Annotated in this window: 21 protein-coding genes; 18 read left to right on the top strand and 3 right to left on the bottom strand. The window is 46.3% G+C overall.

The features are described from left to right. Nucleotides 1–44: 44 nt before the first annotated feature. The 7 genes from speE to QNH15_RS25315 all read left to right on the top strand — a co-directional run bounded on the left by speE (nucleotide 45) and on the right by QNH15_RS25315 (nucleotide 7,143). Entirely contained in the window at nucleotides 45–872 is an 828-nt protein-coding gene (gene speE, locus QNH15_RS25345) for a polyamine aminopropyltransferase (RefSeq protein ID WP_061973392.1), read from the top strand. A gap of 163 nt (nucleotides 873–1,035) precedes the next feature. Then, the gene (gene speB, locus QNH15_RS25340) at nucleotides 1,036–1,914 is read left to right on the top strand and encodes an agmatinase (RefSeq protein ID WP_283891534.1); all 879 of its coding nucleotides are present in this window, start codon (nucleotides 1,036–1,038) and stop codon (nucleotides 1,912–1,914) included. Between the two features lie 131 nt (nucleotides 1,915–2,045). Then, on the top strand, nucleotides 2,046–3,800 hold the full coding sequence (locus QNH15_RS25335; RefSeq protein ID WP_283891533.1) for a PAS domain-containing sensor histidine kinase: 1,755 nt from the start codon (nucleotides 2,046–2,048) through the stop codon (nucleotides 3,798–3,800). 172 nt (nucleotides 3,801–3,972) lie between these two features. Beyond that, a complete protein-coding gene (locus QNH15_RS25330; RefSeq protein ID WP_283891532.1) occupies nucleotides 3,973–4,416 on the top strand; it encodes a YwiB family protein in 444 nt (147 codons plus the stop codon). Beyond that, nucleotides 4,413–6,083, top strand: coding sequence for an arginine--tRNA ligase (argS, locus tag QNH15_RS25325; protein WP_283891531.1), 1,671 nt, complete (start codon nucleotides 4,413–4,415; stop codon nucleotides 6,081–6,083). Before QNH15_RS25330 ends, argS begins: the two co-directional genes overlap by 4 nt. Nucleotides 6,084–6,197: 114 nt before the next feature. Next, entirely contained in the window at nucleotides 6,198–6,368 is a 171-nt protein-coding gene (locus QNH15_RS25320) for a XapX domain-containing protein (RefSeq protein WP_061973405.1), read from the top strand. 19 nt (nucleotides 6,369–6,387) lie between these two features. Further along, nucleotides 6,388–7,143, top strand: coding sequence for an alpha/beta fold hydrolase (locus QNH15_RS25315; RefSeq protein WP_283891530.1), 756 nt, complete (start codon nucleotides 6,388–6,390; stop codon nucleotides 7,141–7,143). On the opposite strand, the gene uvsE is transcribed toward QNH15_RS25315, so the two are convergent. Further along, the gene (gene uvsE / locus QNH15_RS25310) at nucleotides 7,136–8,089 is read right to left on the bottom strand and encodes a UV DNA damage repair endonuclease UvsE (protein ID WP_283891528.1); all 954 of its coding nucleotides are present in this window, start codon (nucleotides 8,087–8,089) and stop codon (nucleotides 7,136–7,138) included. The two genes, QNH15_RS25315 and uvsE, sit on opposite strands and share 8 nt — an antisense overlap. A gap of 65 nt (nucleotides 8,090–8,154) precedes the next feature. Beyond that, a complete protein-coding gene (gene cls / locus QNH15_RS25305) occupies nucleotides 8,155–9,345 on the bottom strand; it encodes a cardiolipin synthase (protein WP_283891526.1) in 1,191 nt (396 codons plus the stop codon). 210 nt (nucleotides 9,346–9,555) lie between these two features. Between cls and QNH15_RS25300 the strand changes: the two genes are divergently transcribed. The 10 genes from QNH15_RS25300 to pyrG all read left to right on the top strand — a co-directional run bounded on the left by QNH15_RS25300 (nucleotide 9,556) and on the right by pyrG (nucleotide 24,000). Beyond that, complete coding sequence (locus tag QNH15_RS25300; RefSeq protein WP_283895760.1) at nucleotides 9,556–11,697, top strand: heterodisulfide reductase-related iron-sulfur binding cluster; 2,142 nt, start codon at nucleotides 9,556–9,558, stop codon at nucleotides 11,695–11,697. A 367-nt stretch (nucleotides 11,698–12,064) separates the two neighbouring features. Then, nucleotides 12,065–13,246: an acetyl-CoA C-acetyltransferase gene (locus QNH15_RS25295; protein WP_283891524.1), complete on the top strand. Its 1,182-nt coding sequence runs from the start codon at nucleotides 12,065–12,067 to the stop codon at nucleotides 13,244–13,246. A 19-nt stretch (nucleotides 13,247–13,265) separates the two neighbouring features. Further along, on the top strand, nucleotides 13,266–14,117 hold the full coding sequence (locus tag QNH15_RS25290; protein WP_283891522.1) for a 3-hydroxybutyryl-CoA dehydrogenase: 852 nt from the start codon (nucleotides 13,266–13,268) through the stop codon (nucleotides 14,115–14,117). A 31-nt stretch (nucleotides 14,118–14,148) separates the two neighbouring features. Next, on the top strand, nucleotides 14,149–15,291 hold the full coding sequence (locus tag QNH15_RS25285; RefSeq protein WP_283891520.1) for an acyl-CoA dehydrogenase: 1,143 nt from the start codon (nucleotides 14,149–14,151) through the stop codon (nucleotides 15,289–15,291). 18 nt (nucleotides 15,292–15,309) lie between these two features. After that, the gene (locus QNH15_RS25280) at nucleotides 15,310–16,452 is read left to right on the top strand and encodes an acyl-CoA dehydrogenase (RefSeq protein ID WP_283891518.1); all 1,143 of its coding nucleotides are present in this window, start codon (nucleotides 15,310–15,312) and stop codon (nucleotides 16,450–16,452) included. Between the two features lie 10 nt (nucleotides 16,453–16,462). Further along, a complete protein-coding gene (meaB, locus tag QNH15_RS25275; RefSeq protein ID WP_283891517.1) occupies nucleotides 16,463–17,416 on the top strand; it encodes a methylmalonyl Co-A mutase-associated GTPase MeaB in 954 nt (317 codons plus the stop codon). A gap of 5 nt (nucleotides 17,417–17,421) precedes the next feature. Beyond that, complete coding sequence (locus tag QNH15_RS25270) at nucleotides 17,422–18,054, top strand: TetR/AcrR family transcriptional regulator (RefSeq protein WP_283891515.1); 633 nt, start codon at nucleotides 17,422–17,424, stop codon at nucleotides 18,052–18,054. Between the two features lie 34 nt (nucleotides 18,055–18,088). Beyond that, entirely contained in the window at nucleotides 18,089–21,349 is a 3,261-nt protein-coding gene (gene icmF, locus QNH15_RS25265) for a fused isobutyryl-CoA mutase/GTPase IcmF (RefSeq protein ID WP_283891513.1), read from the top strand. A 198-nt stretch (nucleotides 21,350–21,547) separates the two neighbouring features. Then, complete coding sequence (gene rpoE / locus QNH15_RS25260) at nucleotides 21,548–22,132, top strand: DNA-directed RNA polymerase subunit delta (RefSeq protein WP_283891512.1); 585 nt, start codon at nucleotides 21,548–21,550, stop codon at nucleotides 22,130–22,132. 266 nt (nucleotides 22,133–22,398) lie between these two features. Next, a complete protein-coding gene (pyrG, locus tag QNH15_RS25255; protein WP_283891510.1) occupies nucleotides 22,399–24,000 on the top strand; it encodes a CTP synthase in 1,602 nt (533 codons plus the stop codon). 320 nt (nucleotides 24,001–24,320) lie between these two features. Here the strand turns inward: pyrG and QNH15_RS25250 are convergent, their stop codons facing one another. Further along, nucleotides 24,321–24,848 carry a DUF2529 family protein gene (locus QNH15_RS25250; protein WP_283891508.1) on the bottom strand — a complete coding sequence of 176 codons (528 nt, stop codon included), beginning with the start codon at nucleotides 24,846–24,848 and terminating at the stop codon, nucleotides 24,321–24,323. A 148-nt stretch (nucleotides 24,849–24,996) separates the two neighbouring features. On the opposite strand from QNH15_RS25250, the gene QNH15_RS25245 reads away from it, so the two are divergent. Further along, complete coding sequence (locus tag QNH15_RS25245; protein ID WP_129478789.1) at nucleotides 24,997–25,365, top strand: response regulator; 369 nt, start codon at nucleotides 24,997–24,999, stop codon at nucleotides 25,363–25,365. The last annotated feature ends 207 nt before the right edge of the window (nucleotides 25,366–25,572 follow it).

Here is a 25,572-nt window from a genome sequence, read left to right as displayed (position 1 = left end):
AAAGAACAACGATGCCTGGCATTTCAGATAGAGGAGTGATGACTGTGGAACTATGGTTCACGGAAAAACAGACGAAAAACTTTGGAATTACTGCTAAGATCAAACGTACATATGTGACGGAGCAAACAGAATTCCAAAAGCTTGATATGGTAGAAACAGAAGAATTCGGCAACATGCTTATTCTGGACGGCATGGTTATGACCACCCAGAAAGATGAGTTTGTTTATCATGAAATGGTTGCCCATGTACCTTTGTTCACCCATCCAAACCCAAGACAGGTGTTGGTTGTTGGTGGCGGAGACGGCGGCGTAATCCGCGAAGTATTGAAGCATCCTTCTGTTGAAAAAGCGACACTTGTTGAAATCGATGGAAAAGTGATCGAGTATTCCAAGCAATATCTTCCTGAAATTGCGGGTGAGCTGGAAAACTCCCGTGTGGAAGTTAAAGTGGATGACGGTTTCATGCATATCGCAATGAGTGAAAATCAATACGATGTCATCATGGTTGATTCCACCGAGCCCGTAGGACCTGCAGCAAAGCTGTTTGAAAAAGGATTTTATGAAGGAATCTCCAAAGCGTTGAAAGAGGACGGAATTTTCGTAGCGCAAACGGACAACCCTTGGTTTACGCCTGAACTGATCTCTAAAGTATTCAAAGACGTAAGCGAGATTTTCCCGATTACCCGTCTTTATACTGCGAACATCCCAACGTATCCAAGCGGCCTTTGGACATTTACGATTGGTTCAAAGCAATACGATCCACTTGAAGTTAACGAAGAACGTTTCCATGACATCGAAACGAAGTACTGGACAAAAGAACTTCACAAAGCAGCCTTCGCGCTTCCGAAGTTCGTTGCAGATCTTATTAAATAATTATTTTTTTAAAAGATTGTTGCCTTAGAAAATAATCTTCATTGAACAGTTGATTGGAGTGGAAGGTGCGAGACTCCTGCGGAAAGCGAGCAACCTGGAACGAAAATCAACGACTCACAAGAGCAACAAAGGTCTGCAGAATGAGAAAGGGGCATATCACGCCATGAGATTTGACGAAGCCTATTCCGGCAACGTATTTATTTTAAGCAAACCCCATTTTGAAACAGCTGATGCTGTACTTTATGGAATGCCTATGGATTGGACGGTATCGTTCCGACCTGGTTCACGCTTTGGTCCGGCAAGAATCCGCGAAGCTTCCCTTGGGCTTGAAGAGTATAGTCCTTATGCGGACAAGCATTTGGAAGAAGTGAACTATTTTGATGCAGGCGATATTCCGCTTCCATTTGGAAATCCGCAGCGAAGCCTGGACCTTATTGAGGAATACATCACAACCCTGCTGGATGCCGGAAAATTTCCTCTGGGAATGGGCGGGGAACACCTTGTATCCTGGCCGATTTTTAAAGCATTGAACAAAAAATATGATGATTTTGCTATCATCCATATTGATGCCCATGCGGACCTTCGTGAGCATTATGAAGGCGAGCCGCTTTCTCACTCCACTCCGATCCGCAAGGCGTGCGGCCTGATCGGAGCTGAGAATGTTTATTCGTTTGGCATTCGTTCCGGGATGAGAGAAGAATTCCAGTTTGCCAAAGAGTCAGGCATGCACATGTACAAGTTTGATGTGGCAGAGCCGTTACGTAAGGTATTGCCAACACTTGCGGGCCGCAATGTTTATGTAACCATCGACATTGATGTCCTCGATCCCGCTCATGCACCGGGAACAGGAACAGCAGAAGCAGGTGGAATTTCGTCAAAAGAACTTCTTGAAGCCATTCAGCTGATTTCTGAATCCGATGTAAAGGTCATTGGAGCGGATCTGGTAGAAGTCGCTCCGATTTATGATCCTTCCGAGCAAACCCCAATCGCAGCCAGCAAATTTCTCCGTGAAATCCTGCTGGGATGGGTGGATAAAAAGTAACGTTTTGATAAAAGACGAAAAACCCGATGACCGGGATTTCGTCTTTTTTTGTCGAAAAAAGTTACAGATTTGTGTCAATTTTGGTATAGTTAAACCAAATGAACGTTTTGGCCGTGGAAAGGAGTGGGGGAATGGAAAACAAGCTTATACAATCACCAATGCCATTTATGGATCAATTGTCCGATGCCGTGTTGTTATTAACCAGGGACTATTTGATACAGGAAATGAATATGGCTGCCCAGCAACTGACCGGAAAATCCAATACAGAGATGGAAGGCCTCCCCATTTCGAAACTCCTTCCAGATTTTAATGATCAATTACAGGAACAGCGGGCTGTTGTTCCGGAAAATTTGCAGCAGGTGGTGGTCAAACTTGATGAGCTTGGTATGGACGGCGACTATCTGGTTTGCATTCTCAAACCCTGCATGCAGGATGACGATCTGGAAACCCAGTGCGATCCCCAAAAAGATTTGCTTGTCAGCCTGACCCATATCGTGCCCGATTTTATCGGGATAAAGGATGGAAAGGGCAAATTTGTCTATGCCAATAAATTTGCAGGAGAACTGTTTGGCTACTCCCATGTCGGATTTATCGGAAAAACAGATGCCGACCTTGGACGATTGATTCCCTGCTTTAAACCTGTATTTGACTATTGCATTCAAACCGACGAAACCGTGTGGCAGGAAGGGAAATTGAAGCGGTGTCTCGAAAAAATCCCGATGCCATCAGGTGACCGGGTATTTGACGTGTACAAAATACCAATGTTTACTGAGGAAGGAAAACGGAAAAATCTGCTGGTCTTTGGCCGGGAAATCACAGACCAGGTTTCTTCCCATGAAAAACTGCTGGAAAGCGAATCGCGATACAGATTGCTCGCAGAGAATTCGACAGACATGATTTCCACGCATACGATTGATGGAAATATGCAGTATGTTTCCCCTGCCTGCCAAGAGTTGGTGGGATATACACCACAGGAACTGTTGAAGAAGAAAGCGTTCGCCCTCTTTCATCCGGATGATATACGCCGTTCACTGGAAGCTCATAAGCAGCTGCTTGATGGCAAAGAGATTGGAAACTATCAATTAAGGCTGAAACATAAAAATGGTGAATTCCGATGGGTGGAAGCTGCCTGCCGCGGAATCAAGGATGAGAAAACAGGAGAAGTGATTGAAATCATCGCGGTTACCCGTGACATTTCAGAGCGGCTGGAAGCGGAGGAACTGTTAAGAAACTCTGATAAGCTTTCCATCGTTGGCCAGCTGGCGGCTTCGGTCGCCCATGAGATCCGTAATCCGCTCACCGCGTTGAAAGGATTCATACAGCTTTTCCAATCAAAAGGCATCGTGGACTGTGACAAATACTATGGGATTATGCTCGATGAACTGAATCGTATAGAACAAATTATTTCGGAGCTTTTGATTCTTGCCAAACCCCAGTCAAAGACAGTGGAGAATAAAGACATCAAAGAGTTAATCCATTACGTTGTCGCACTGCTCGACCGCCAGGCGCTCATTCATAACGTTCATATTGTGTGCGAATTGGAGGAAAAGCTGTCCCTCGTTCAGTGTGTGGAAAATGAGCTGAAGCAGGTTTTCATCAATCTTGTAAAAAACGCCATAGAAGCCATGCCGGACGGAGGCATTATTCACATCGACTGTGTGCAAAAAGGAGCAGACATCGAAGTGACAATCCAGGACCAGGGATGCGGCATACCGCCGGAGAGCCTAGAAAAGCTCGGTGAACCGTTTTATTCCACTAAGGAAAAAGGAACAGGGCTCGGGTTAATGACCAGCTTTAAGATCATCCAGGAGCATCACGGAAAAATTGATATTGAAAGCCATTCGGGCAAAGGGACGACCGTCAGAATCATACTTCCGGCTGCTTAATGCACTTTTCGTAAGAGAAGTGCGTTTTTTCTTTTTAAATGGCAGGGTAAGGTTGAAGAATTAGGGAAGAATCCTTTATAATAGTTGAGTTATATATAATGAAGCGTGAGGCAGAGGCTGTTGTAAGCGTTCTGTTCGAAATAGATTTTAAAATAAAAAGGACGGATCCGATATGGATGGACAAGGTGCAGGTATTGCGGTCAATTTAACACTGGAAACCGTCATACAGCATGCGCACGAAAAAGACGTACATACAGGAGAGGCTGAAGGGACGCTGTATAAAAAAGGAGACAGCACCTATCTCAGGTATTCCGAAGTTATAGAGGGCGCTGGATCGGTCAACAATGTGATTAAAATGAATCATGAAGGCATTGTGATTCTGAGAAGCGGCAGTGTAACCATGCGGCAGAAGTTTCTGATCGGTCAGACCACCCAGGGAATGTATGATACGCCTTATGGACAGCTGTGGATGGAGACCACCACACACCAGATGAATTTTCGCTGGAACCAGCAGGCAAAAAAAGGTGACTTAACCCTGAATTACGGACTTGTATTACAGGGAGAGGATACAGGAAGATATACAATAAAGATAAAATTTCAGGAGGCAGAAGCATGAACGTTGTAGATCAGGTAAAGCTCCTTTTAAAGAAGGAGATTGAGGAAGCGGTAATAAAAGCCGGATTGGCCGAAAGAGAGCAGCTTCCTGAAGTTGTTTTGGAGACGCCAAAGGATAAATCACACGGGGACTATGCGACCAATATGGCCATGCAGCTGGCGCGCATCGCAAAAAAAGCGCCTAGAGTGATTGCGGAAGAAATTCTTCAAAACTTCGATAAAAGCAAAGCGTCCATCAGTAAGCTGGAAATTGCGGGACCTGGATTCATCAACTTTTATATGGACAATGCCTATTTAACTGAATTGATCCCTGCAATCCTTGGAGCAGGAGAGAATTACGGAAGAACAGATTACGGGCAAGGCAAAAAGGTACAGGTCGAGTTTGTATCGGCGAATCCGACGGGCAACCTTCACCTTGGCCATGCGCGTGGAGCGGCTGTAGGTGATTCTCTGTGCAATATTCTTGATACTGCCGGTTTTGAAGTTTCCCGTGAATTTTATATCAATGATGCAGGAAACCAGATCAATAACCTGGCCTATTCCATCGAAGCGAGATATTTTCAGGCCCTGGGGCAGGAAAAGGAAATGCCTCAGGATGGTTATTTTGGAAAAGACATCATTGAATTTGGGAAGGACCTGGTTGCAGAATTCGGAGATAAGTGGGCAACTGCGGACGAGAAGGAACGGTTTAATTTCTTCCGCAAGTATGGTCTCGAAAAAGAGCTGGAGAAAATCAAAATCGACCTCGGTGAATTTCGGGTGAACTTTGATGTCTGGTATTCTGAAACCTCTTTGTACGAGTCCGGCAAAATTGACAAAGCACTCACAAAGCTGAAAGAAGCAGGTGTGGTCTATGAAAAAGACGGTGCAACCTGGTTCAGAACGACCGATTTCGGAGATGACAAAGACCGTGTATTGATTAAGAATGATGGATCTTATACCTACTTAACGCCTGATATTTCGTACCATCAGGACAAGCTTGACCGCGGATTCGAAAAATTGATCAATATTTGGGGAGCCGACCACCATGGCTATATTCCGCGTATGAAAGCAGCGATTGAAGCGCTCGGGTATAACCGTGAACAGCTTGAAGTATTGATCATTCAGCTTGTATCCCTCTTCCAAAACGGGGAAAAAGTGAAAATGAGCAAGCGGACAGGTAAAGCCGTTACGCTGAAAGACTTAATGGAAGAAGTTGGCGTTGATGCGACCCGTTACTTCTTCGCGATGAGAAGCTCTGATACGCATCTTGATTTTGACATGGACCTTGCCGTTTCAAAATCGAATGAGAACCCTGTGTTTTACGTTCAATATGCACATGCCCGCGTATGCAGCATGCTGCGCCAAGGAGCAGAAATGGGCTTATCCTATGATGGAGAGCTCGACCTCTCGCAGATTTCTTCTGAAAAAGAGTTTGAACTTCTGAAAAAGCTTGGAGAATTCCCGGCAGCGATTGAAGAAGCAGCCGAAAAAATGCTGACACACCGAATGACCAATTATGTTTTTGAACTCGCTTCCGCCCTGCATAGCTTCTATAATGCAGAACGTGTGCTGGATGCCGATAACAAAGAAAAATCAACTGCCCGGTATGCCCTGATGAAGGCTACGCAAATTGCGATTGAAAATGCTCTTCGCATCGTTGGGGTTTCCGCACCGGAAAAAATGTAAACCATTAATGCTTTAAACCGGCTGTCATCGCAGCCGGTTTTTTATTGCCCGCATTCGGGAATGGGGATAAACCCTCTGCTGAGAGTGCACGATAAAACAGAGGAGGAATGGAACGTGAAACTTGTCATTTTATCACTCATTACCGGAGCGGCTGTTGGCATCATTTTTGCTTTGTTCAAACTGCCGATTCCTGCACCGCCTGCACTTTCAGGCATCGCCGGTATTGTTGGAATTTACATTGGATATCAGCTGTACCAATGGGCTCTTTCCCATTTCATAAGGTAAGACCAAGGAGGAGACGGCAATGGAACAACGAGTGCGTACCTTTTATGAAGAATCAGGATCGGGCCAGCCGATAGTCTTTATTCACCCTCCGGCGCTGACTTCACGGATCTTCAAGTATCAGCATCAATTTTTTAGCAGTTCTTCACGGGTGATTACGTACGATTTGCGGGGACACGGAAACACGCCATGCCCAAATGATATGGTAACCATCCCTATGCTGGCGGAGGATTTGTTGGCACTGCTGGATAAACTCGGCGTGGAAAAAGCGGTGATTTGCGGCTATTCCGCGGGAGGCTCTGTTGCCCAGGAATTTGCCCTGCGGTATCCGGAACGGGTCAAAGGGCTCGTGCTTTCAGGCGGTTTTCCCCAAGTGGCTTCATGGCTGCCGCAAAGAGAATTCCGACTTGGAATATATTTGGCAGAGCACCACCCCGGTGTATTGGTGAACGGGCTGTCATGGACGCATCAAGTCACTTCTCAGGACGGCAGGGAAATTAAGGCGGAAAGTAAAAAAGGCAGCCCCAAACTTTGGCGCCGCCTTTATGAAGAAAGCCTGAATTACAGTTGCACAAAGCGATTATCCCATTTAGAGATGCCGCTTCTGTTATTTTACGGATCACGTTCGTTTTATTTTTTGCCTTATCGAAAGGTGTATCAAAAACTTGTCTCTCATGTGAAAACTATTATTGTTCCAGGGGCGTTTCACCAAATCCCGGTAAAGCAGCACCAATACTTCAACCGTGAGCTGTCACAATGGCTGACAGAGATTAGATAAGGAGCGTGCCGCCCGTCAACCGCTTGATGCCCCGCACCTTGCTCAAATCCTGAAGCAGCTGAATGAGAGCCAGATCCTTTTGTTTGGCTTCAATCATCACATCGAGCTCATCGGTATAGGCTTTCACCATTTTAAAAAAGGGCAGCACATAATCAGAGCCTACGAAGTCATGGTGGCTGCGATAGGCCTTTTCTGTTTTTGGTGAGGAAAGATGAACTTTTGGGGGGCGTCCCGTTCCCTTCCACGTGTCGATAAAACGCGGAAGGAGCTCCTCTAAAGGCACAGAGCCTGGATTGGCCATATGATGATGATAATCAAACATCATTGGAATGCCTTCCTTCTCACAGATATCCAGAGTTTCTGCAGTGGTATAGGTTTTATCATCATTCTCAAGCGTCATCGCTTTTTTTACGGGTGCCGGAAGTTTTTTGATATTTTCATAGAATCGGGCGATGGATGAGTCTTTATCTCCATAAGTTCCGCCAACATGAATATTGATCCGTGCTTCCTTTTCCAGTCCCATGGCTTCCAACATGGCATAGTGATATTCCATGTCTTTTATGGCATTGTTCGTCACCTGCTCTCTTTCACTGGTAAACAGCGTGAACTGGTTAGGATGCATGCTCACCCGAAGACCATTGGCTTTCACAAGGTCACCAATGGCCCTGAATTCCTCACGGGTATACTTCAAATAATCCCAATTAACCTCGGGATGAGTGGCGAGCGGAACAATGGAAGACGACATCCGGTACAAAGGAAATTCGGAAGCAATATTATAATGAACAATCCGCAGTGTATTTTTTAAGTTGGTTTTTGTTAGTTGAATCAGCCGCTGTTCTCGTTCTTCTTTTTCCAGTTTGGACCAGGTGGCAAAGGTCATCGTTTTGGATGGCGATGAATCAAAAAGGGTAAGAGCGGTAGATACGTAGCCGAAAGATGCAATCATTAGAGCAGCTCCTTAACTCGAGTATTACTAACTCATTCACCTAATCCGAATACAGTAAACAAAACTTATAAAAAAGGTGAAAAAACTTTAGCAAACAGGATTTTTGTTTTTTTCCAATAGGACATTCGCTCCCAGACGGTCATAGTAAGGGTTTCCGAACGGTCCAAATCTTCTTTGATCGCCTTTTTTGCCTCCTCGATCAGATGTCGGTCTTCAAAAATACAATTGACCTCTGAATTGGTAAAAAAACTTCGCTGATCAAAGTTGGTTGTTCCAATATCGCAAATTTTGTCATCCACCAAAAATACTTTCGCATGAAAAAAACCTTCATAGTATTCCTCAATTTTGCAGCCTGCGTTCAGCAGGTCTTTAAAATAAAAATACGAGGCTTCCTTGACCAGCAGATGATCTGACTTCATGGGCACAAGCAGCGTAACCTCTACTCCACGCTTGATGGCTTGAAGAAGCGCATTTTGAAGCGGTCGGTCAGGAATAAAATAGGGAGAGCCGATGGTGATGCTGGTTTGAGCCTGATTAATGTGCTGCAGCCAAAAAGAATAAATAGCCTTGGCTGAAAAAAGGGTGTTGATTTTGACTGGACCTTTTTCAAGCTCTGGAAAATACTCGCTGCCGTTGATTTTTTCTCCGCTGGCTGCCTCCCAGTCCATCATAAATTGTTGTTGAAAGGTATGGATGACCGGCCCGCTCAGCTGCAAATGATAATCCCGCCAATAGCCGAGCTTCGGATCCCTGCCCAAATATTCATCCCCCACATTAAATCCGCCCATAAACCCTCTGCTTCCGTCGATAATTGTAATTTTCCGGTGATTCCTGCGGTTCAGTTTATAAAAAAAGTAGGGAAAGCCCGGCGTAAAGCTGTAGGCAAATTGAACACCGGCTTTTTTTAGTTCCTTAATTGCCTTCTTTTTAAGAAAAAAGCTGCCCATATAATCCACCAGAAGCCGGACATTGACGCCTTCTTTTGCTTTTTTCTTCAGAAGAGAGGACATCTCTTGACCGATGCAGTCCTCGTGATAGATATAAAATTGAATATGCACATGATGGCGGGCTTTTTCAATTTCCTCGAACAATGTATCGAAAAATTGTGTGCCTGTGGTCAGCAGTGCCGCCTTCCCGCTGCAGGAGGAAGGCGTTTCGATGTCATGCCGCTGAACGTTTTTTCTTCCCAGGTGAAAATCGAGCCAGATAAAAAAGACCAGAAGCAGTAATAGGATAAGAACAATAACAGCAATCACGATAACCCTTCCTCCCTTTCATAGGATCAGTGGTGTTTAGTCTATCCAAAAGGAAGAGAAAAAATTTTTTAAATAAAATTGACTGAATGCTCATTCATTTCTTTTTTTATGATATAATGGGTTCAGAAAATTCAACCCTTTTTGAATAATAAATCAAGATGTACCATGGAAAAGGGGAAAGCTACAGACAAAGGTGAAGGGAGCATAATGATGAACGGCCTGCTGATTTTAAACTGGATTGCCTTTATTCTTGTAACCGCTTACGCCATTTATTTATTTACCTATGTGGTCAAAACGCGGTACGAATTCATCAAAATGGGGAAAAAAGTGGAATTCGACCATACTGTCCAGGAACGCATAAAAGCGGTGCTGGTCAATGTGTTCGGTCAGAAAAAGCTTTTAAAAGATAAAAAGAGCGGCGCGATCCATGTCATGTTTTTCTATGGATTTCTCCTCGTTCAATTTGGTGCGATTGATTTTATTTGGAAAGGGCTTGCTCCTGGATCGCACCTGCCATTGGGACCGGTTTATCCTGCTTTCACGTTTTTCCAGGAAATCGTTACGTTTGTAATCCTGGTTGCCGTCGTATGGGCGTTTTACCGCAGATATGTGGAAAAGCTTGTCCGTCTGAAACGCGGGTTTAAAGCAGGGCTTGTACTGCTTTTCATTGGCGGTCTCATGCTTTCGGTGCTTCTTGGCAATGCCATGGAAATTCTTTGGCACAATCTCGAGCTTCACTGGACTGCACCGATTGCTTCAGGCCTGGCGTATCTTTTTGGAGGGTTGCCGGAGCCTGCCGTTGTGACTGTGTTTTTTATCGCCTGGTGGGTTCACTTACTGTTCCTGCTGACGTTCCTCGTCTATGTTCCGCAATCAAAGCATGCTCACTTGATCGCGGGCCCGCTCAATGTGTGGCTTGGGCGAAAGGATAAGGTAGGAAAGCTGTCATCCATCAATTTTGAGGATGAAACGCAGGAAGTGTTCGGGGTTAACCGAGTGGAAGACTTTAACCAGAAACAATTGGTTGATCTGTATGCCTGTGTAGAATGTGGACGCTGTACCAATGTATGTCCGGCGACCGGGACAGGCAAAATGCTTTCGCCGATGGATATGATTATAAAAATAAGAGATCACCTTACTGAAAAAGGAGCGGCTGTCACCTCACGCACACCGTGGATGCCTGCATTTGCTTTTTCAAATACGAGAGGCAATCAAATTGCTTTTGAAGCAGCAGGAAAGGGTGCTGCAGCGAAAGAAATGGCTGCAGCCACTGAAGGCAGCTCAGCCTTTAAATTTGATTACAACATCGAACTGATCGGGGAGGTCATGACCGAGGAAGAGATCTGGGCATGTACAACCTGCAGAAACTGTGAAGATCAATGTCCGGTGATGAATGAGCACGTGGATAAGATTATTGATATGCGGCGTTATCTTGTTCTAACGGAAGGTAAAGTGGATGCTGACGCCAAACGCGCCATTCAAAATATCGAAAAACAAGGAAATCCGTGGGGAATCTCGAAGAAAGAAAGAGAGAACTGGCGGGAGCTTCGCGAAGACGTTGCCATTCCGACCGTAAAAGAAGTGGAGAAGGCCGGGGAAGAGTTTGAATACCTATTCTGGGTCAGCTCAATGGGAGCTTACGATAACCGAAGCCAGAAGATTGCCCTTGCTTTCGCTAAAATCATGAATGAAGCAGGAGTGAAATTTGCCATCCTTGGCAACAAGGAGAAAAACTCAGGAGACACACCAAGACGAATCGGAAATGAGTTCTTATTCCAGGAAATTTGCACCAGCAATGTTGCACTGTTTGAAAAGCACAATGTGAAGAAAATCATCACGATTGATCCGCACGCGTACAATACGTTTAAAAATGAGTACCCTGAATTCGGTTTTGATGGAGAGGTATATCATCATACCGAGCTCTTGGCAGAGTGGATCAAAGAAGGCAGAATTACACCGAAGTTTGAAGTCGATGAGGTCATTACGTACCATGATTCCTGCTACCTCGGCCGCTACAACGAAGTTTATGAACCACCACGTGAGATTTTAAAAGCCATCCCGGGCGTAAAGCTCGTTGAAATGAACCGCAATCGTCAAAACGGCATGTGCTGTGGCGCGGGCGGAGGCATGATGTGGATGGAAGAGAAAGCCGGCCAGCGTGTCAACGTGGCCCGTACCGAACAGGCGCTTGAGGTGAACCCGACCATGATTGGCAGCGGCTGCCCGTACTGCCTGACCATGCTCAGTGACGGAACCAAAGCCAAGGAAGTGGAAGACCAGGTACAAACGCTTGATGTCGTTGAGATTCTCGAACGTTCCCTATTCCAGCCTGAAAAAGCAGTCGTTCAATAAATTTTCGTAGTCCTTTGCTTGGGGAGCATTCTTATGAAGAAGCTTCAAGAATCAGTTAATTGGAGTGGAAGGTGCGAGACTCCTACGGGAAAAGCGGGATAGATGAGACCAGGAAGGCGTTTCGCCGGTCCCCAGGATCAAGCGACGAGGAAGTAGGCGATTACGCCGCCCAGGCTCAGCGCCCGCCCGAGGAAAGCGAGCAGCCTGAAACGGAAATTAACCCTCCCATCCACCAGGCTTTTGAAGCGAGTTATAAAAGGAGAGAAACCTGCTGTCCTTTGGGCTGCAGGTTACTCCTTGGAATAGGGGCGACCGAGCGTTCGCTCAGTACAAGTTGAAAGCGTTTACTATAAGGGAGGCAATCAGAATGGCGAAAACAGTAATTGTCAGTGGTGTCCGAACACCCGTTGGAAAATTTGGAGGAGGATTAAGCACCCTGTCGGCTTCCGATCTTGGCGCAGTGGCCGTTAAGGAGGCGCTAAAGAGAGCGGATGTTAAGGCAGATCAGGTCGGTGAGCTGATCATGGGCTGTGTGCTTCAGGGCGGACAGGGGCAAATTCCTTCACGCCAGGCTGCTCAAAAAGCAGGACTGCCCTGGGAAGTAAAGACAGAAACCATCAACAAAGTTTGTGCATCCGGTATGCGAAGTGTCACCATGGGAGATCAGATTATCCGTGCGGGAGATGAAGACCTGATTGTTGCAGGTGGAATGGAATCCATGAGCAATGCTCCGTACATTCTTCCAAAGGCGCGCTGGGGCTACCGAATGGGGGATGGCCAGGTGAAAGACTTGATGACGCATGACGGCCTCACCTGCTCTTTTACAGGCGTACACATGGGTACCTATGGAAACGACGTGGCAAAGGAAATGGAAATTTCCCGAGAAAAACAGGATGAGTGGGCACTGCGCAGTCATCAAAGGGCTGTTACCGCTACGGACAACGGAACCTTTGCAGAAGAAATAATTTCAGTGGAGGTCCCTCAGCGAAAGGGAGATCCGGTCGTTGTTTCAGCCGATGAGGCACCAAGAAAGGACACCTCTCTTGAACGGTTATCCAAGCTTGCTCCCGTTTTTTCTGCTGATGGATCCATTACGGCCGGAAATGCACCGGGCGTAAATGACGGAGCGGCGGCGCTCGTTCTCATGTCAGAGGAAAGGGCCGAAAAAGAGGAAAAAGAAATCATGGCCACCATTCTTGGACACACCGCCATTGCGGTGGAAGCGAAGGACTTCCCGAAAACGCCGGGTCTGGTCATCAATGAATTGTTGAAAAAAACAGGGAAGTCCCTGGATGATATTGATTTGTTTGAGATTAACGAAGCATTTGCGGCTGTTGCGCTGACAAGCGCGGAGCTTGCCGGACTGGATTTGGAGAAGGTGAATGTAAACGGCGGAGCGGTGGCACTTGGACACCCGATCGGCGCCAGCGGTGCAAGAATCATTGTTTCATTGATTCATGAGTTAAAACGCCGGGGCGGCGGACTCGGAATCGCATCGATCTGTTCTGGAGGCGGGCAAGGCGACGCTATCCTGCTTGAAGTGAATTAATTAAAAGGGGGATTTATTCATGAACGTTCAAACCATCATGGTCATCGGAGCAGGACAAATGGGCTCAGGCATTGCGCAGGTTTGCGCCACGGCCAATTTTAAAGTGTACCTTCACGACCTGAAGGAAGAATACGTCCAAAAGGGAGTGGCATCGATCGCAGCCCAACTGTCGCGCCAGGTGGACAAAGGCCGGATGACGCCGGAAGACCGGGACGGTGTTTTAGACCGTCTCCTTCCATCCACCAGCATCCAAAACGCTGCGGAAGCCGATTTGATCATTGAGGCTGTTGTGGAAAACATGGATGTGAAAACGCAGGTATTTAAAATGCTGGATGAGATGGCACCGGAGCATGCGATCCTTGCGAGCAATACCTCCTCCCTTCCGATTACTGAAATTGCAGCGGTTACGAAGCGGCCGGAGAAAGTCATCGGCATGCACTTTATGAATCCGGTACCGGTCATGAAACTCGTAGAGATTATCCGCGGGCTGCAAACAAGCGATGAAGTATACGAAACGATAGAATCCATCACCAAAAAAATCGGTAAGGTTCCAGTGGAAGTGCAGGATTTTCCCGGCTTTATCTCCAACAGGATTTTAATGCCGATGATCAATGAGGCTATTTTTGCTCTATATGAAGGTGTGGCAGAACCAGAAGCCATAGATGAAATTATGAAACTCGGAATGAACCATCCAATGGGACCGCTCACATTGGCTGACTTCATCGGCCTCGACACCTGTCTTTATATCATGGAAACCCTTCATGAAGGGTTTGGAGACGATAAATACCGCCCATGTCCGCTTTTACGTAAATATGTAAAGGCAGGCTGGCTCGGAAAGAAAACCGGCAAGGGGTTCTACACGTATAACTGAGGGCAGAAAAGCGTGACAGGGGGAATGAAACGTGAATCTCACGTTTACAGAAGAACAGCTCATGATGCAAAAGATGGTGCGGGATTTTGCACAGAAAGAAATTGCACCCATCATCGATGAGATGGATGAAAAAGATCAGTTTCCAACAGCGATTATAAAAAAAATGGCAGGTCTTGGCCTGATGGGCATTCCCATTCCCGAGGAATATGGCGGCGCAGGCATGGATTATACTTCTTACATCATCGCCATTCATGAGTTGTCGAAGGTAAGTGCCTCGGTTGGGGTTATCCTTTCCGTGCATACAAGTGTCGGAACCAACCCGATTCTCTATTTCGGAAATGAAGAACAAAAGCAGCGGTTTATTCCAAAGCTTGCGACCGGTGAATACCTCGGAGCTTTTGCCCTGACCGAGCAGGGAGCAGGGTCTGATGCGGCCGCTCTCAAAACAAAAGCGGTTAAAAAAGGCGATAAGTACATCCTGGATGGCTCCAAAATTTTCATTACAAACGCAGGGGCTGCAGATACGTATATCGTATTCGCTTCCACCTCACCGGAGGCAGGATCAAGGGGAATCTCCGCCTTTGTGGTTGAAAAAAATACCCCGGGCTTCTCCATAGGAAAAAAGGAAAAGAAAATGGGGCTGAACGGGTCCAATACCTGTGAAATTATCTTTGAGCAGGCAGAAGTGCCTGTGGAAAACCGTCTTGGAGAAGAGGGCGAAGGTTTTAAAATTGCCCTGAGCAATCTGGAGGCAGGAAGAATCGGCATTGCTGCCCAGTCGCTGGGAATTGCGGATGCAGGACTTCAATACTCCGTTGAATATGCAAAACAGCGCAAGCAGTTTGGAAAACCGATCGGTGCCCAGCAAGGCCTCGCCTTTATGCTTGCAGATATGGCTACAAAAGTGGAAGCGGCCAAACTGCTGACCTATCGCGCAGCACACTTGCGTAATCTCGGCATTCCTTGCAAAAAAGAAGCGTCCATGGCCAAACTTGTCGCTTCACAAACGGCCATGAAAGTAGCCATTGATGCCATACAGGTTCATGGCGGCTATGGCTATACGAAGGAATATCCGGCAGAACGGCTGTTTCGAGATGCGAAGGTTTGTGAAATTTATGAAGGAACGAGTGAAATTCAACGAATCGTACTAAGCAAGCAACTATTAGAAGATTAAACCGGGAGGCATGAGAACATGCAGTTTCAACTTTCTGAAGAACACGATATGATCCGTAAAATGGTGCGGGACTTTGCGAAAAATGAAGTAGAGCCAACAGCGGCAGAGCGGGATGAAGAAGAGCGTTTTGACCGGCATCTTTTTGACCAAATGGCGGAGCTTGGCCTGGCAGGCATTCCCTGGCCGGAAGAATACGGCGGGATTGGCGGCGACTATCTTGGCTATGTGATTGCGGTTGAGGAGCTTTCCCGAGTATGCGCATCCACAGGGGTAACTTTATCCGCCCATACATCGCTTGCGGGATGGCCCATTTTTAAATTTGGATCAGAAGAACAAAAGCAGAAGTTTCTGCGTCCGATGGCAGAAGGCAAGAAAATGGGAGCCTATGGCCTGACTGAACCAGGGTCGGGGTCCGATGCATCCAACATGAAAACCACTGCCCAAAAAGACGGTGATGACTACATTATCAACGGTTCTAAAATTTTCATTACCAATGCGGGTGAGGCAGAGATTTATGTGGTGTTTGCCATGACAGATCCAACTGCCGGGCACCGCGGCATCTCCGCTTTTATCATTGAAAAGGGAGCACCAGGTTTTTCTTTTGGCAAAAAGGAAAAGAAACTCGGCATTCGCTCTTCGCCAACACTTGAATTGATCATGGAGGACTGCAGAGTCCCTGCAGAGAACATGCTTGGGAAAGAAGGCGAGGGCTTTAAAATCGCCATGATGACATTGGATGGCGGGCGCAACGGCATCGCAGCACAAGCTGTCGGAATCGCACAGGGGGCATTGGACGCGGCAGTCAACTATGCCAAAGAAAGAAGGCAGTTTGGCAAATCGATCGGCCAGAACCAGGGGATCGGCTTCAAACTGGCTGATATGGCCACCAAGGTGGAAGCGGCGAGACTTCTGACCTATCAGGCGGCATGGCGTGAGAGTCAGGGATTGCCTTATGGAAAAGAATCGGCCATGTCCAAACTGTATGCCGGCGATATCGCGATGGAAGTTACAACCGATGCTGTACAAGTATTCGGTGGATACGGGTATACAAAAGAGTATCCTGTTGAACGGTATATGCGTGATGCGAAAATTACACAAATCTATGAAGGAACACAGGAAATCCAGCGGCTGGTCATTTCCAAAATGCTGCTGAAAGATTAAGGAGGAAACCATGCATCCTTTGGCCGAACGCATACAAAACAAAGATGAACGGGCACTTGCGAGAGCCATTTCCTACGTTGAAAACGATCACGCTGAAAAGCTGGATTTGTTAAAAGATATTCATGCGATGCAAAAGAAGGCCCATTATGTAGGTCTGACCGGCTCGCCTGGTGCGGGCAAAAGCTCTCTGGTCAACCGGCTGATCACTTATCTTCGCAGGCAAAACCTGACGGTCGGGGTTGTGGCAGTTGATCCGACCAGCCCGTTCAGCGGAGGTGCGATTTTGGGAGACCGGGTTCGCATGAGTGAGCACTTTACAGATCCTGATGTTTTTATTCGCAGCATGGGGACACGGGGCAGCCTCGGCGGCCTCGCGAGAACGACAAAGGAAACCGTTCGGCTGATGGATGCATTCGGCTTTGATGTCATTTTGATTGAGACGGTCGGAGTCGGCCAATCAGAGCTTGATATCATGAAGATTGCTGACAGTATTGCCGTCGTTTTAAACCCGGGAAGCGGGGATGTGGTCCAGGTCTTTAAAGCAGGGATTATGGAAATTGCCGACTTGTTCATTGTGAACAAAGCGGACCTTCCTGGTGTGCCCAAACTGCTATCCGAACTTGATGCCATGCTTGATCTGGTTAAGCATGATGCGCCTTACCGGCCTCCTGTGGTCCAGACCATTTCCGTACAGAACAAAGGCCTTGAAGAGGTATGGGGCGAGCTGAAAGCACATCGTACCTATCTGGAGACGAGCGGTGAGGGAGAAGAGAGGCGGGCGCGCCGCCTGAAACAGGAAGTGATTGAAGTCGTTCACTATGAACTGATGCGGACTCTTCTTTTAAAAGAAGAGGCGGATGGTTACCGGTGGGTAGCAGACGTGCAGGATGGAAGGCTCGATCCGTATACAGCCGCAGGGAAGATCCTTGAACGATGGGATAAAAACCAGGACGGAAAGGAGTGACCCCATTGGCAAGAAAGGAAGTACCTTCGCTGGTTAAGGATGAAAAACTCATCCAAAAGAGGCGGGGTGAAATGGTCAAAGCAGCGGTCAATCTGTTTAAAGAAAATGGCTTTCACCGGACGACAACAAGGGAAATTGCAAAAGCATCCGGTTTCAGCATCGGCACGCTTTATGAATATATCCGGTCAAAGGAAGATATTTTATACTTGGTTTGTGACAGCATCTATGAAGGGGTCAGGGAAAAGCTCAACGAGCAGATCGGAATGACAGAAGGCAGCATTGATCATGTAAAAAAAGCGATCGCTGTTTATTTTAACGTGGTGGATGAAATGCAGGATGAAGTGCTGGTCATGTATCAGGAAGTCAAATCACTGTCACGGGAAGCATTGCCTTATGTTTTGAAAAAGGAACTGGAAATGACGACGATTTTTGAGGAGCTCATCAAGCAGACTGTGGAGCAGGGAGAGCTTGATCTGTGCGAAGAGGAAGTCAAACTATTGGCTCACAACATATTGGTCCATGGCCAGATGTGGACGTTCCGCCGCTGGAGCCTCAGAAAAGAATATAGTTTGGAAGAGTACACAAAAATGCAGACCCATCTGCTGTTATATGGGGTCAAAAATAAAAGTTTCACTTGAGTGGGTATAAAGTGTCAGAGAGGAGCAGGGGTAAATGAGTAGTCCGGAAGTATATCAGCAAAAAAATCATATCCGTTTTGTAACCGCTTCCAGCTTGTTTGACGGTCATGATGCGTCCATTAACATCATGAGGCGCATTTTGCAGTCGAGCGGTGCCGAAGTTATTCATCTGGGGCATAACCGGTCGGTGGATGAAGTCGTAAGCGCAGCCATTCAGGAAGATGCACAAGGCATTGCAATCTCCTCCTATCAAGGGGGGCATGTGGAATACTTCAAATACATGATCGACCTTTTGAAAGAACGGGGAGCAAGCCACATTAAGGTGTTTGGCGGAGGAGGCGGTGTCATTATTCCGCCGGAAATAAAAGAGCTGCACAGCTACGGCGTGACCCGCCTCTTCTCGCCGGAAGACGGCAGAATCAACGGTCTGCAGGGCATGATTAATTTGATGCTGCAGGAATGCGATTTTCAGACGGTTACCGAGATTACGGATGAACTGGAGAAGCTTCCTGAAAAAGAGAGCAGGGCAGTTGCCCGTTTGATCACAGTGGCTGAAAACAGCGAAATGGCTCCGAAAGAAACGGCAGCCACGGCTGAAGAAGTGCTTCAGCAGGTGAAAACCTCACAGCAAAACGTACCTGTCCTCGGGATTACCGGAACAGGAGGGGCCGGTAAGAGCTCCTTGACGGATGAACTGGTCCGCCGTTTTGTGAATGAATTTGAAGACAAGACAGTGGCCATTATCTCCATCGATCCGACCAAGCAAAAAACAGGAGGTGCTTTGCTGGGTGACCGTATCCGCATGAACTCCATTTACAATCCAAGGGTTTATATGCGGAGTCTGGCAACCCGTGGTTCACGCTCCGAACTGTCGGCAGCCATAAGGGATGCGCTGTCGATCGTCAAGGCTGCAGGGTATGACCTCGTGATCGTGGAAACCAGCGGTATCGGCCAGGGGGATGCAGGGATTGTCGATATTTCAGACGTATCCATGTATGTGATGACCAGTGAATTTGGTGCACCTTCCCAGCTGGAAAAAATCGATATGATTGATTATGCCGATCTTATTGCGATTAATAAATATGAGCGCAAAGGCTCAGAGGATGCGCTTCGGGATGTGAGAAAACAGTACCAGCGCTCCCGCCAGTGGTTTGAAAAAGAACTGGATGACATGCCGGTCTATGGGACGATCGCCAGCCAGTTCAATGACCAGGGGACAAACACATTATTCCGGGCGTTAATTGAAACGTTGAATGAAAAATGCTCATTGGGCTGGCAGTTGAAGCCGTTGGCAGAAGAAATCGTCGCTAAACGAAATGTCATCATTCCCGGCGAGCGGAGCCAGTACTTAAATGACCTGGTTTATACGATCAGGGATTATTACAAAACAATGGATGAACAGGTGAAATATGCCCGCAAGAGCTATCAGCTGAAAGGCTCCATTGAAACCATTCAGGAAATTAACAGCGATGGCGAAGTGATCCCGGTACTGGAGGAAACAAGAAGGCAAGTGGAAGAAAACCTTCTTCCGTTTTCTAAAAAGACGCTTGAAAACTGGCCAAAACTGAAGGAACAGTACAGCGGCACGGAATTTGTAACGAAGATCAGAGACAAAGAAATCGTAACGGAGCTTACGACTAAAAGTCTTTCTGGCTTAAACATCCCGAAAGTCTCCCTTCCCAAGTATGAAGACTGGGGAGAGATCCTCAAGTGGACCATGAAGGAAAATGTACCTGGCGCTTTTCCGTATACAGCAGGTGTATTCCCGTTCAAACGAAAAGGGGAGGATCCGAAGCGGCAGTTTGCCGGAGAAGGAACGCCCGAGCGGACGAACCGCCGCTTCCATTATCTATCCAAGGACGATGACGCCAAACGGTTGAGCACGGCGTTTGACTCAGTGACCCTGTATGGGGAGGACCCGGATTACCGCCCGGATATTTACGGAAAAGTAGGCGAAAGCGGAGTCAGCATCTGTACACTGGACGACATGAAAAAGCTGTATGACGGTTTTGATTTGACGGCACCGAGCACGTCCGTTTCAATGACCATCAACGGGCCGGCACCCATTATTTTGGCCATGTTCATGAATACAGCCATTGAACAGCAGGTGCGAAAATTTGAGGAAGAGCATGGACGCAAGCCGGATGAAAAGGAACTACTGGACGTAAAAGAGAGAACACTCGCAAGCGTCCGCGGGACCGTGCAGGCGGATATCCTGAAAGAAGACCAGGGACAGAATACGTGTATTTTTTCAACGGAATTTGCCCTCCGGATGATGGGGGATATACAGCAGTACTTTATTGATCATAACGTACGAAACTATTATTCCGTTTCCATTTCGGGTTATCATATTGCGGAAGCGGGAGCGAACCCGATTACCCAGCTGGCCTTTACACTTGCCAACGGGTTCACGTACGTGGAATACTACCTCAGCCGCGGCATGAAGATCGATGATTTTGCGCCAAATCTCTCTTTCTTCTTCTCCAACGGACTGGATCCAGAATATGCAGTCATCGGCCGCGTAGCCCGAAGAATTTGGGCCACTGTCATGAAGAATAAATACGGAGCAAACGAACGAAGCCAAAAGCTGAAGTATCATGTGCAAACCTCCGGTAGATCGCTTCATGCCCAGGAAATTGACTTTAACGATATCCGTACGACGCTGCAGGCCTTGATGGCGTTATACGACAATTGTAATTCGCTTCACACCAATTCCTATGATGAAGCGATTACGACGCCAACGGAAGAATCGGTGCGAAGAGCTATGGCTATCCAGCTCATTATTACAAAGGAACTTGGTCTTGCCCGCAATGAAAACTCCCTTCAGGGCTCCTTTATCATCGAAGAGCTGACAGACCTCGTAGAAGATGCCGTCTTGCAGGAGTTTGAACGGCTGAATACGAGAGGCGGCGTTTTGGGCTCCATGGAAACCCAGTATCAGCGCGGAAAAATTCAGGAAGAATCCATGTACTACGAAATGAAAAAACATAACGGAGAGCTTCCGATTATCGGTGTGAATACGTACCTGAACCCTAACCCGCCGAAAGATGAAGAGTTTAACATGCAGCTGGCGAGGGCAACAAAAGAAGAAAAAGAGCAGCAAATCGCTCATTTAAATGATTTTAAACAGAAAAATGCAGACCGCTCGGAAGAGGCGCTTCGTAAGCTTCAGACAACCGCACTTAACGGCGGAAACATCTTTGAAGAACTGATGGAGACCGTCAAAGCAGCCTCCCTTGGCCAAATCACCAGTGCACTATATGAAGTAGGCGGCAAATACCGTAGAAATATGTAAACGAATATCGGAAAAAGAGGAGAATAGCATCCTCTTTTTCTATTTTTTTAACCAGTTGCACTGATTAGGAAAAAAAGATATCATTCATCTAGCATATCCTTGGAAGATTTGTTTATAATGAAGAGTATAATTCTTCTAGAACTAAACGTATGCATCCATAATATAAATAGATTTATTGATTTGAAAGGAAGTGCCAACTTGAGTTTAATCAAAACGCGTTCAAAAGAAGAAATCATGGAAATGGCCATGGTTGAAATTGCTTTTGAAATTTTGAAAGAGGAAAAAGACACCATTTCTTTTTATGAGCTTGTACAGCGCATTAAAGATTTGAAAGGTATTTCTGACGCTGCAGTGCAGCGTCGTCTTTCTCATTTTTATACGGATATGAACATCGATGGGCGATTTGTTTCACTTGGAGATAACAAGTGGGGCCTCAAAGCCTGGTATCCGATCGAAAGCAGTGAGGAAGAACTGGGGAATACAAACAAGCCGACCAAGCGCAAAAAAGTCGTTGCTGAAGATGAGGACTTCGATGAATACGATGAAGATTTCGAAGATGAAGACTTTGATGCACTTGAGGTGGATGATGAGTTTGCCAAAGCAAGCAGCAGCGATGACGACGATGAAGATGAAGATGAAGATGAAGATGAAGACTTGGATGAGGACTTCGGCGATATCGCAGACAGCGATGAAGAGCTGGATGAAGATATAGAGGACGAGGAAGACCAAGCCGCTGAAGAGGAATTATACGAAGTAGAAGAGGAAGACGAAGAAGACCGCTAGTTAGCAGAACCGGCTGTGCAGATGCACGCCGGTTTTCTTTATTAGTTCTTGACAAGTTTCGCGAAAGCCGATAGAATCATTTTTGGGCTAAACGTATATATAATTCGATTATTGCAGATAAAAACAAAAGTGCCCCCATTAATTGGGGAGGAGTCACTTTTGTTTTTTTTTATTTTATAGCTTCTTTTTTTCTTATTCGTTTATTCTGCTTGAAACAGAGGCGGAGGGAAATACTTACTAGTGATTATCCAGAGGGGGAATAAAGAATGGCAAAGTATATTTTTGTAACAGGCGGAGTGGTTTCGTCTCTTGGAAAGGGAATTACAGCGGCATCGTTGGGCCGCTTGCTAAAAAATAGAGGCGTCAAGGTTACAACTCAAAAGTTTGACCCGTACATTAACGTCGATCCTGGAACGATGAGTCCTTATCAGCATGGAGAAGTGTTTGTAACGGATGATGGTGCGGAAACGGACCTTGACCTTGGCCATTACGAGCGTTTTATCGATATCAATTTGAATAAATTCAGCTCCGTTACAACTGGAAAAATTTACTCTACCGTTTTGCGTAAGGAACGACGAGGAGAGTATTTGGGTGGTACGGTTCAGGTTATCCCTCATGTCACCAATGAAATTAAAGAGCGCGTTTTCCGTGCCGGACGGGAAACAAACGCTGATGTTGTGATTACCGAAATCGGCGGAACCGTCGGCGACATCGAAAGCTTGCCTTTTTTGGAAGCCATCCGCCAAATCAAGAGTGACGTAGGTTCTGAGAATGTCATGTATATCCATTGTACGCTCATTCCTTATATTAAAGCGGCAGGTGAACTGAAAACCAAGCCAACACAACACAGTGTTAAAGAGCTTCGCAGCCTTGGAATTCAGCCAAACATCATTGTTGTCCGTACGGAAATGCCTGTTTCCGATGATATGAAGGAAAAAATCGCGCTGTTCTGTGACATCAATCCAAAAGCAGTCATTGAAGCACGTGATGCAGACACCTTGTACCGTGTTCCAATGGATTTGCAGGAACAGAAAATGGATCAGATTGTATGTGAGCACTTGAAGCTGGATTGCCGGGAAGCCGATATGGGCGAATGGAAAGCGCTGATCGACCGTGTACTGAACCTTTCCGGAAAAGCGAAGATTGCGCTGGTAGGTAAATATGTAGCCCTTCAGGACGCTTATATTTCGGTAGTAGAGTCGTTGCGGCATGCAGGATACTATCATGATGCGGATATTGATATCGAATGGATCAATTCAGAAGATGTGACAAAAGAAAACGTCAACGATATTCTAAAAGATGTAGATGGAGTCCTTGTTCCTGGCGGATTTGGTGATCGTGGTGTTGAAGGGAAAATTCTTGCCATTCAGTTTGCCCGCGAAAACAAGGTCCCTTATCTTGGAATTTGTCTTGGCATGCAGCTTGCTTCTGTAGAGTTTGCCCGTAATGTGCTAGGAATGGACAATGCTCATTCTACAGAGCTGCTTCCAACGACTGATTTTCCTATTATTGACTTGCTTCCTGAACAAAAAGATATCGAGGATCTTGGAGGAACGCTCCGCCTCGGACTTTACCCTTGCAAGCTGGATGAAGGAACAAAAGCTTATGATGCGTATCAGGATGAAGTGGTTTACGAGCGTCACCGCCATCGTTATGAATTTAACAACGAATACCGTGAGCAAATGGAAAAGCAAGGCTTTGTCTTCTCCGGAACAAGCCCTGATGGACGTTTGGTGGAAATTGTCGAGCTCAAGGACCACCCTTGGTTTGTAGCATCCCAATTCCATCCTGAATTTATTTCACGTCCTACCCGTCCGCAGCCTTTATTCCGTGAATTTATTGGAGCAGCGCTTCAACAGAAGAAATAAGAAATCCTATACGAAAAACCCCTGGCTATTCGGAGCCGGGGGTTTTTATTCGTTGATCAGCTCGCTGGCCCTTTGGAGGTAAGCCGCAGTTTTTTGAGAGGGGAAACTGCAGTGGGTAAAGGGCCACGTGCTTCGGTTGTGCCAACCTGCTTGGTGAATCCTGCTGCAGGCACGGGATAAAGAAGAGTCTGTGTGAGGTTTATGTTTTTAGAAGAATGGTGAAACGAACAAAGGGGGCTGGTGAAGTTTAGGACCTTAGTCCCACCTCTATTCAAAATTTCGCGAATAAGCGACAATATCCTTCAAAGTTTTTAATTTTTTTATTCATACTCCTCCAATATTTCTTTTGCAGTCAAACAGATCACATGGTAAGCAAAAAGGCCCGCCATGGCAGAGGGAATGCCGGAACGTCCGCCATTTTCAAAAGGAACGAGTCCGCCTCTCAATTGTAAAGGAATATAGGAATCCCATTCCTCTTCTTGGGGTGCTCCCTCTTTTTTTCGGGTGGCAAGAAGGATGACAGGAGTTTCTGTCTGGTCTTTCACTTTACGTATAAGACCAAGCAGTCCCTCATCGTCCCGAAAGCCTGTTGCTGCAATGACAATATCTGTACTTGTCAACTCAGGAATATCAGAATCTGATAGCTCTTTGGCAGCAGGAAAGGCTTCAGCTCCGTTCAATCCTTCAGCAGCGATTGCTTTCATCTCATCTTTTGTCGCAAAATAAACGGTACCCCGGGTTATTAGTGTCTGGGCAAGTAAACGCGCTGCATCTTCAATGGCATACTCGCTTTCTTGCTGTATTTTTGTAAATATACCATTAAGCTGGGTCGAAAATATTTTTTGCATAAAATCTCCTTTTTACAGGTTTTTGTATGAATGTAGTATATCTCATTCATTTTTTTATTTCACTTCAAGCAGCAGGAATTTGGCAAACCTTGCCGAATAAGGTTTAGAATAAGAATGTTGAACGAAAAATAAGGCAGAGGTGAGCAGGTTGGGTAAAATACTAATTGTTGATGACCAGTACGGGATTCGAATTCTTCTTAATGAAATTTTTCAAAAGGAAGGGTATCAGACATTTCAGGCAGCAAATGGCGTGCAAGCTTTGGCGATCGTTCAAAAAGAAAGTCCTGACCTCGTGATTTTGGATATGAAAATTCCGGGAATGGATGGGTTAGAAATTCTTCGCAGAGTTAAAAAGCTGGATGCTTCAATACAAGTCATCATCATGACAGCATACGGTGAGCTGGACATGATCCATGAAGCGATCAAGCTTGGGGCAATTACTCACTTTGCAAAGCCGTTTGACATTGATGAGATCCGGGCAGCTGTAAGGAAAGAATTACCAATTAATGCCGGGTAATGCAAAATTCTTTTAAACATTGACATATCGGCAATGGTAGCGCTTGCACGCAAAAAGCCTGATTTATTGCGGTTTTCAAGCGCTATTGGTATGCTATAATGGATTTGAAAATATACTATGCATGTTTAACATATGGCATTTTCGGAAAGTGAACGAAGATGGTTCTTTTCCGTTTTTTTGTGCCAAAAGCAAAGGGAGGACATGAAA

The organism is Fictibacillus enclensis (genome assembly GCF_030123385.1).
Classification (GTDB): Bacteria; Bacillota; Bacilli; order Bacillales; family Fictibacillaceae; genus Fictibacillus_C; species Fictibacillus_C enclensis.
Note: the sequence above shows the minus strand (reverse complement) of the source record. Positions and strands in the feature narration are given on the sequence as shown.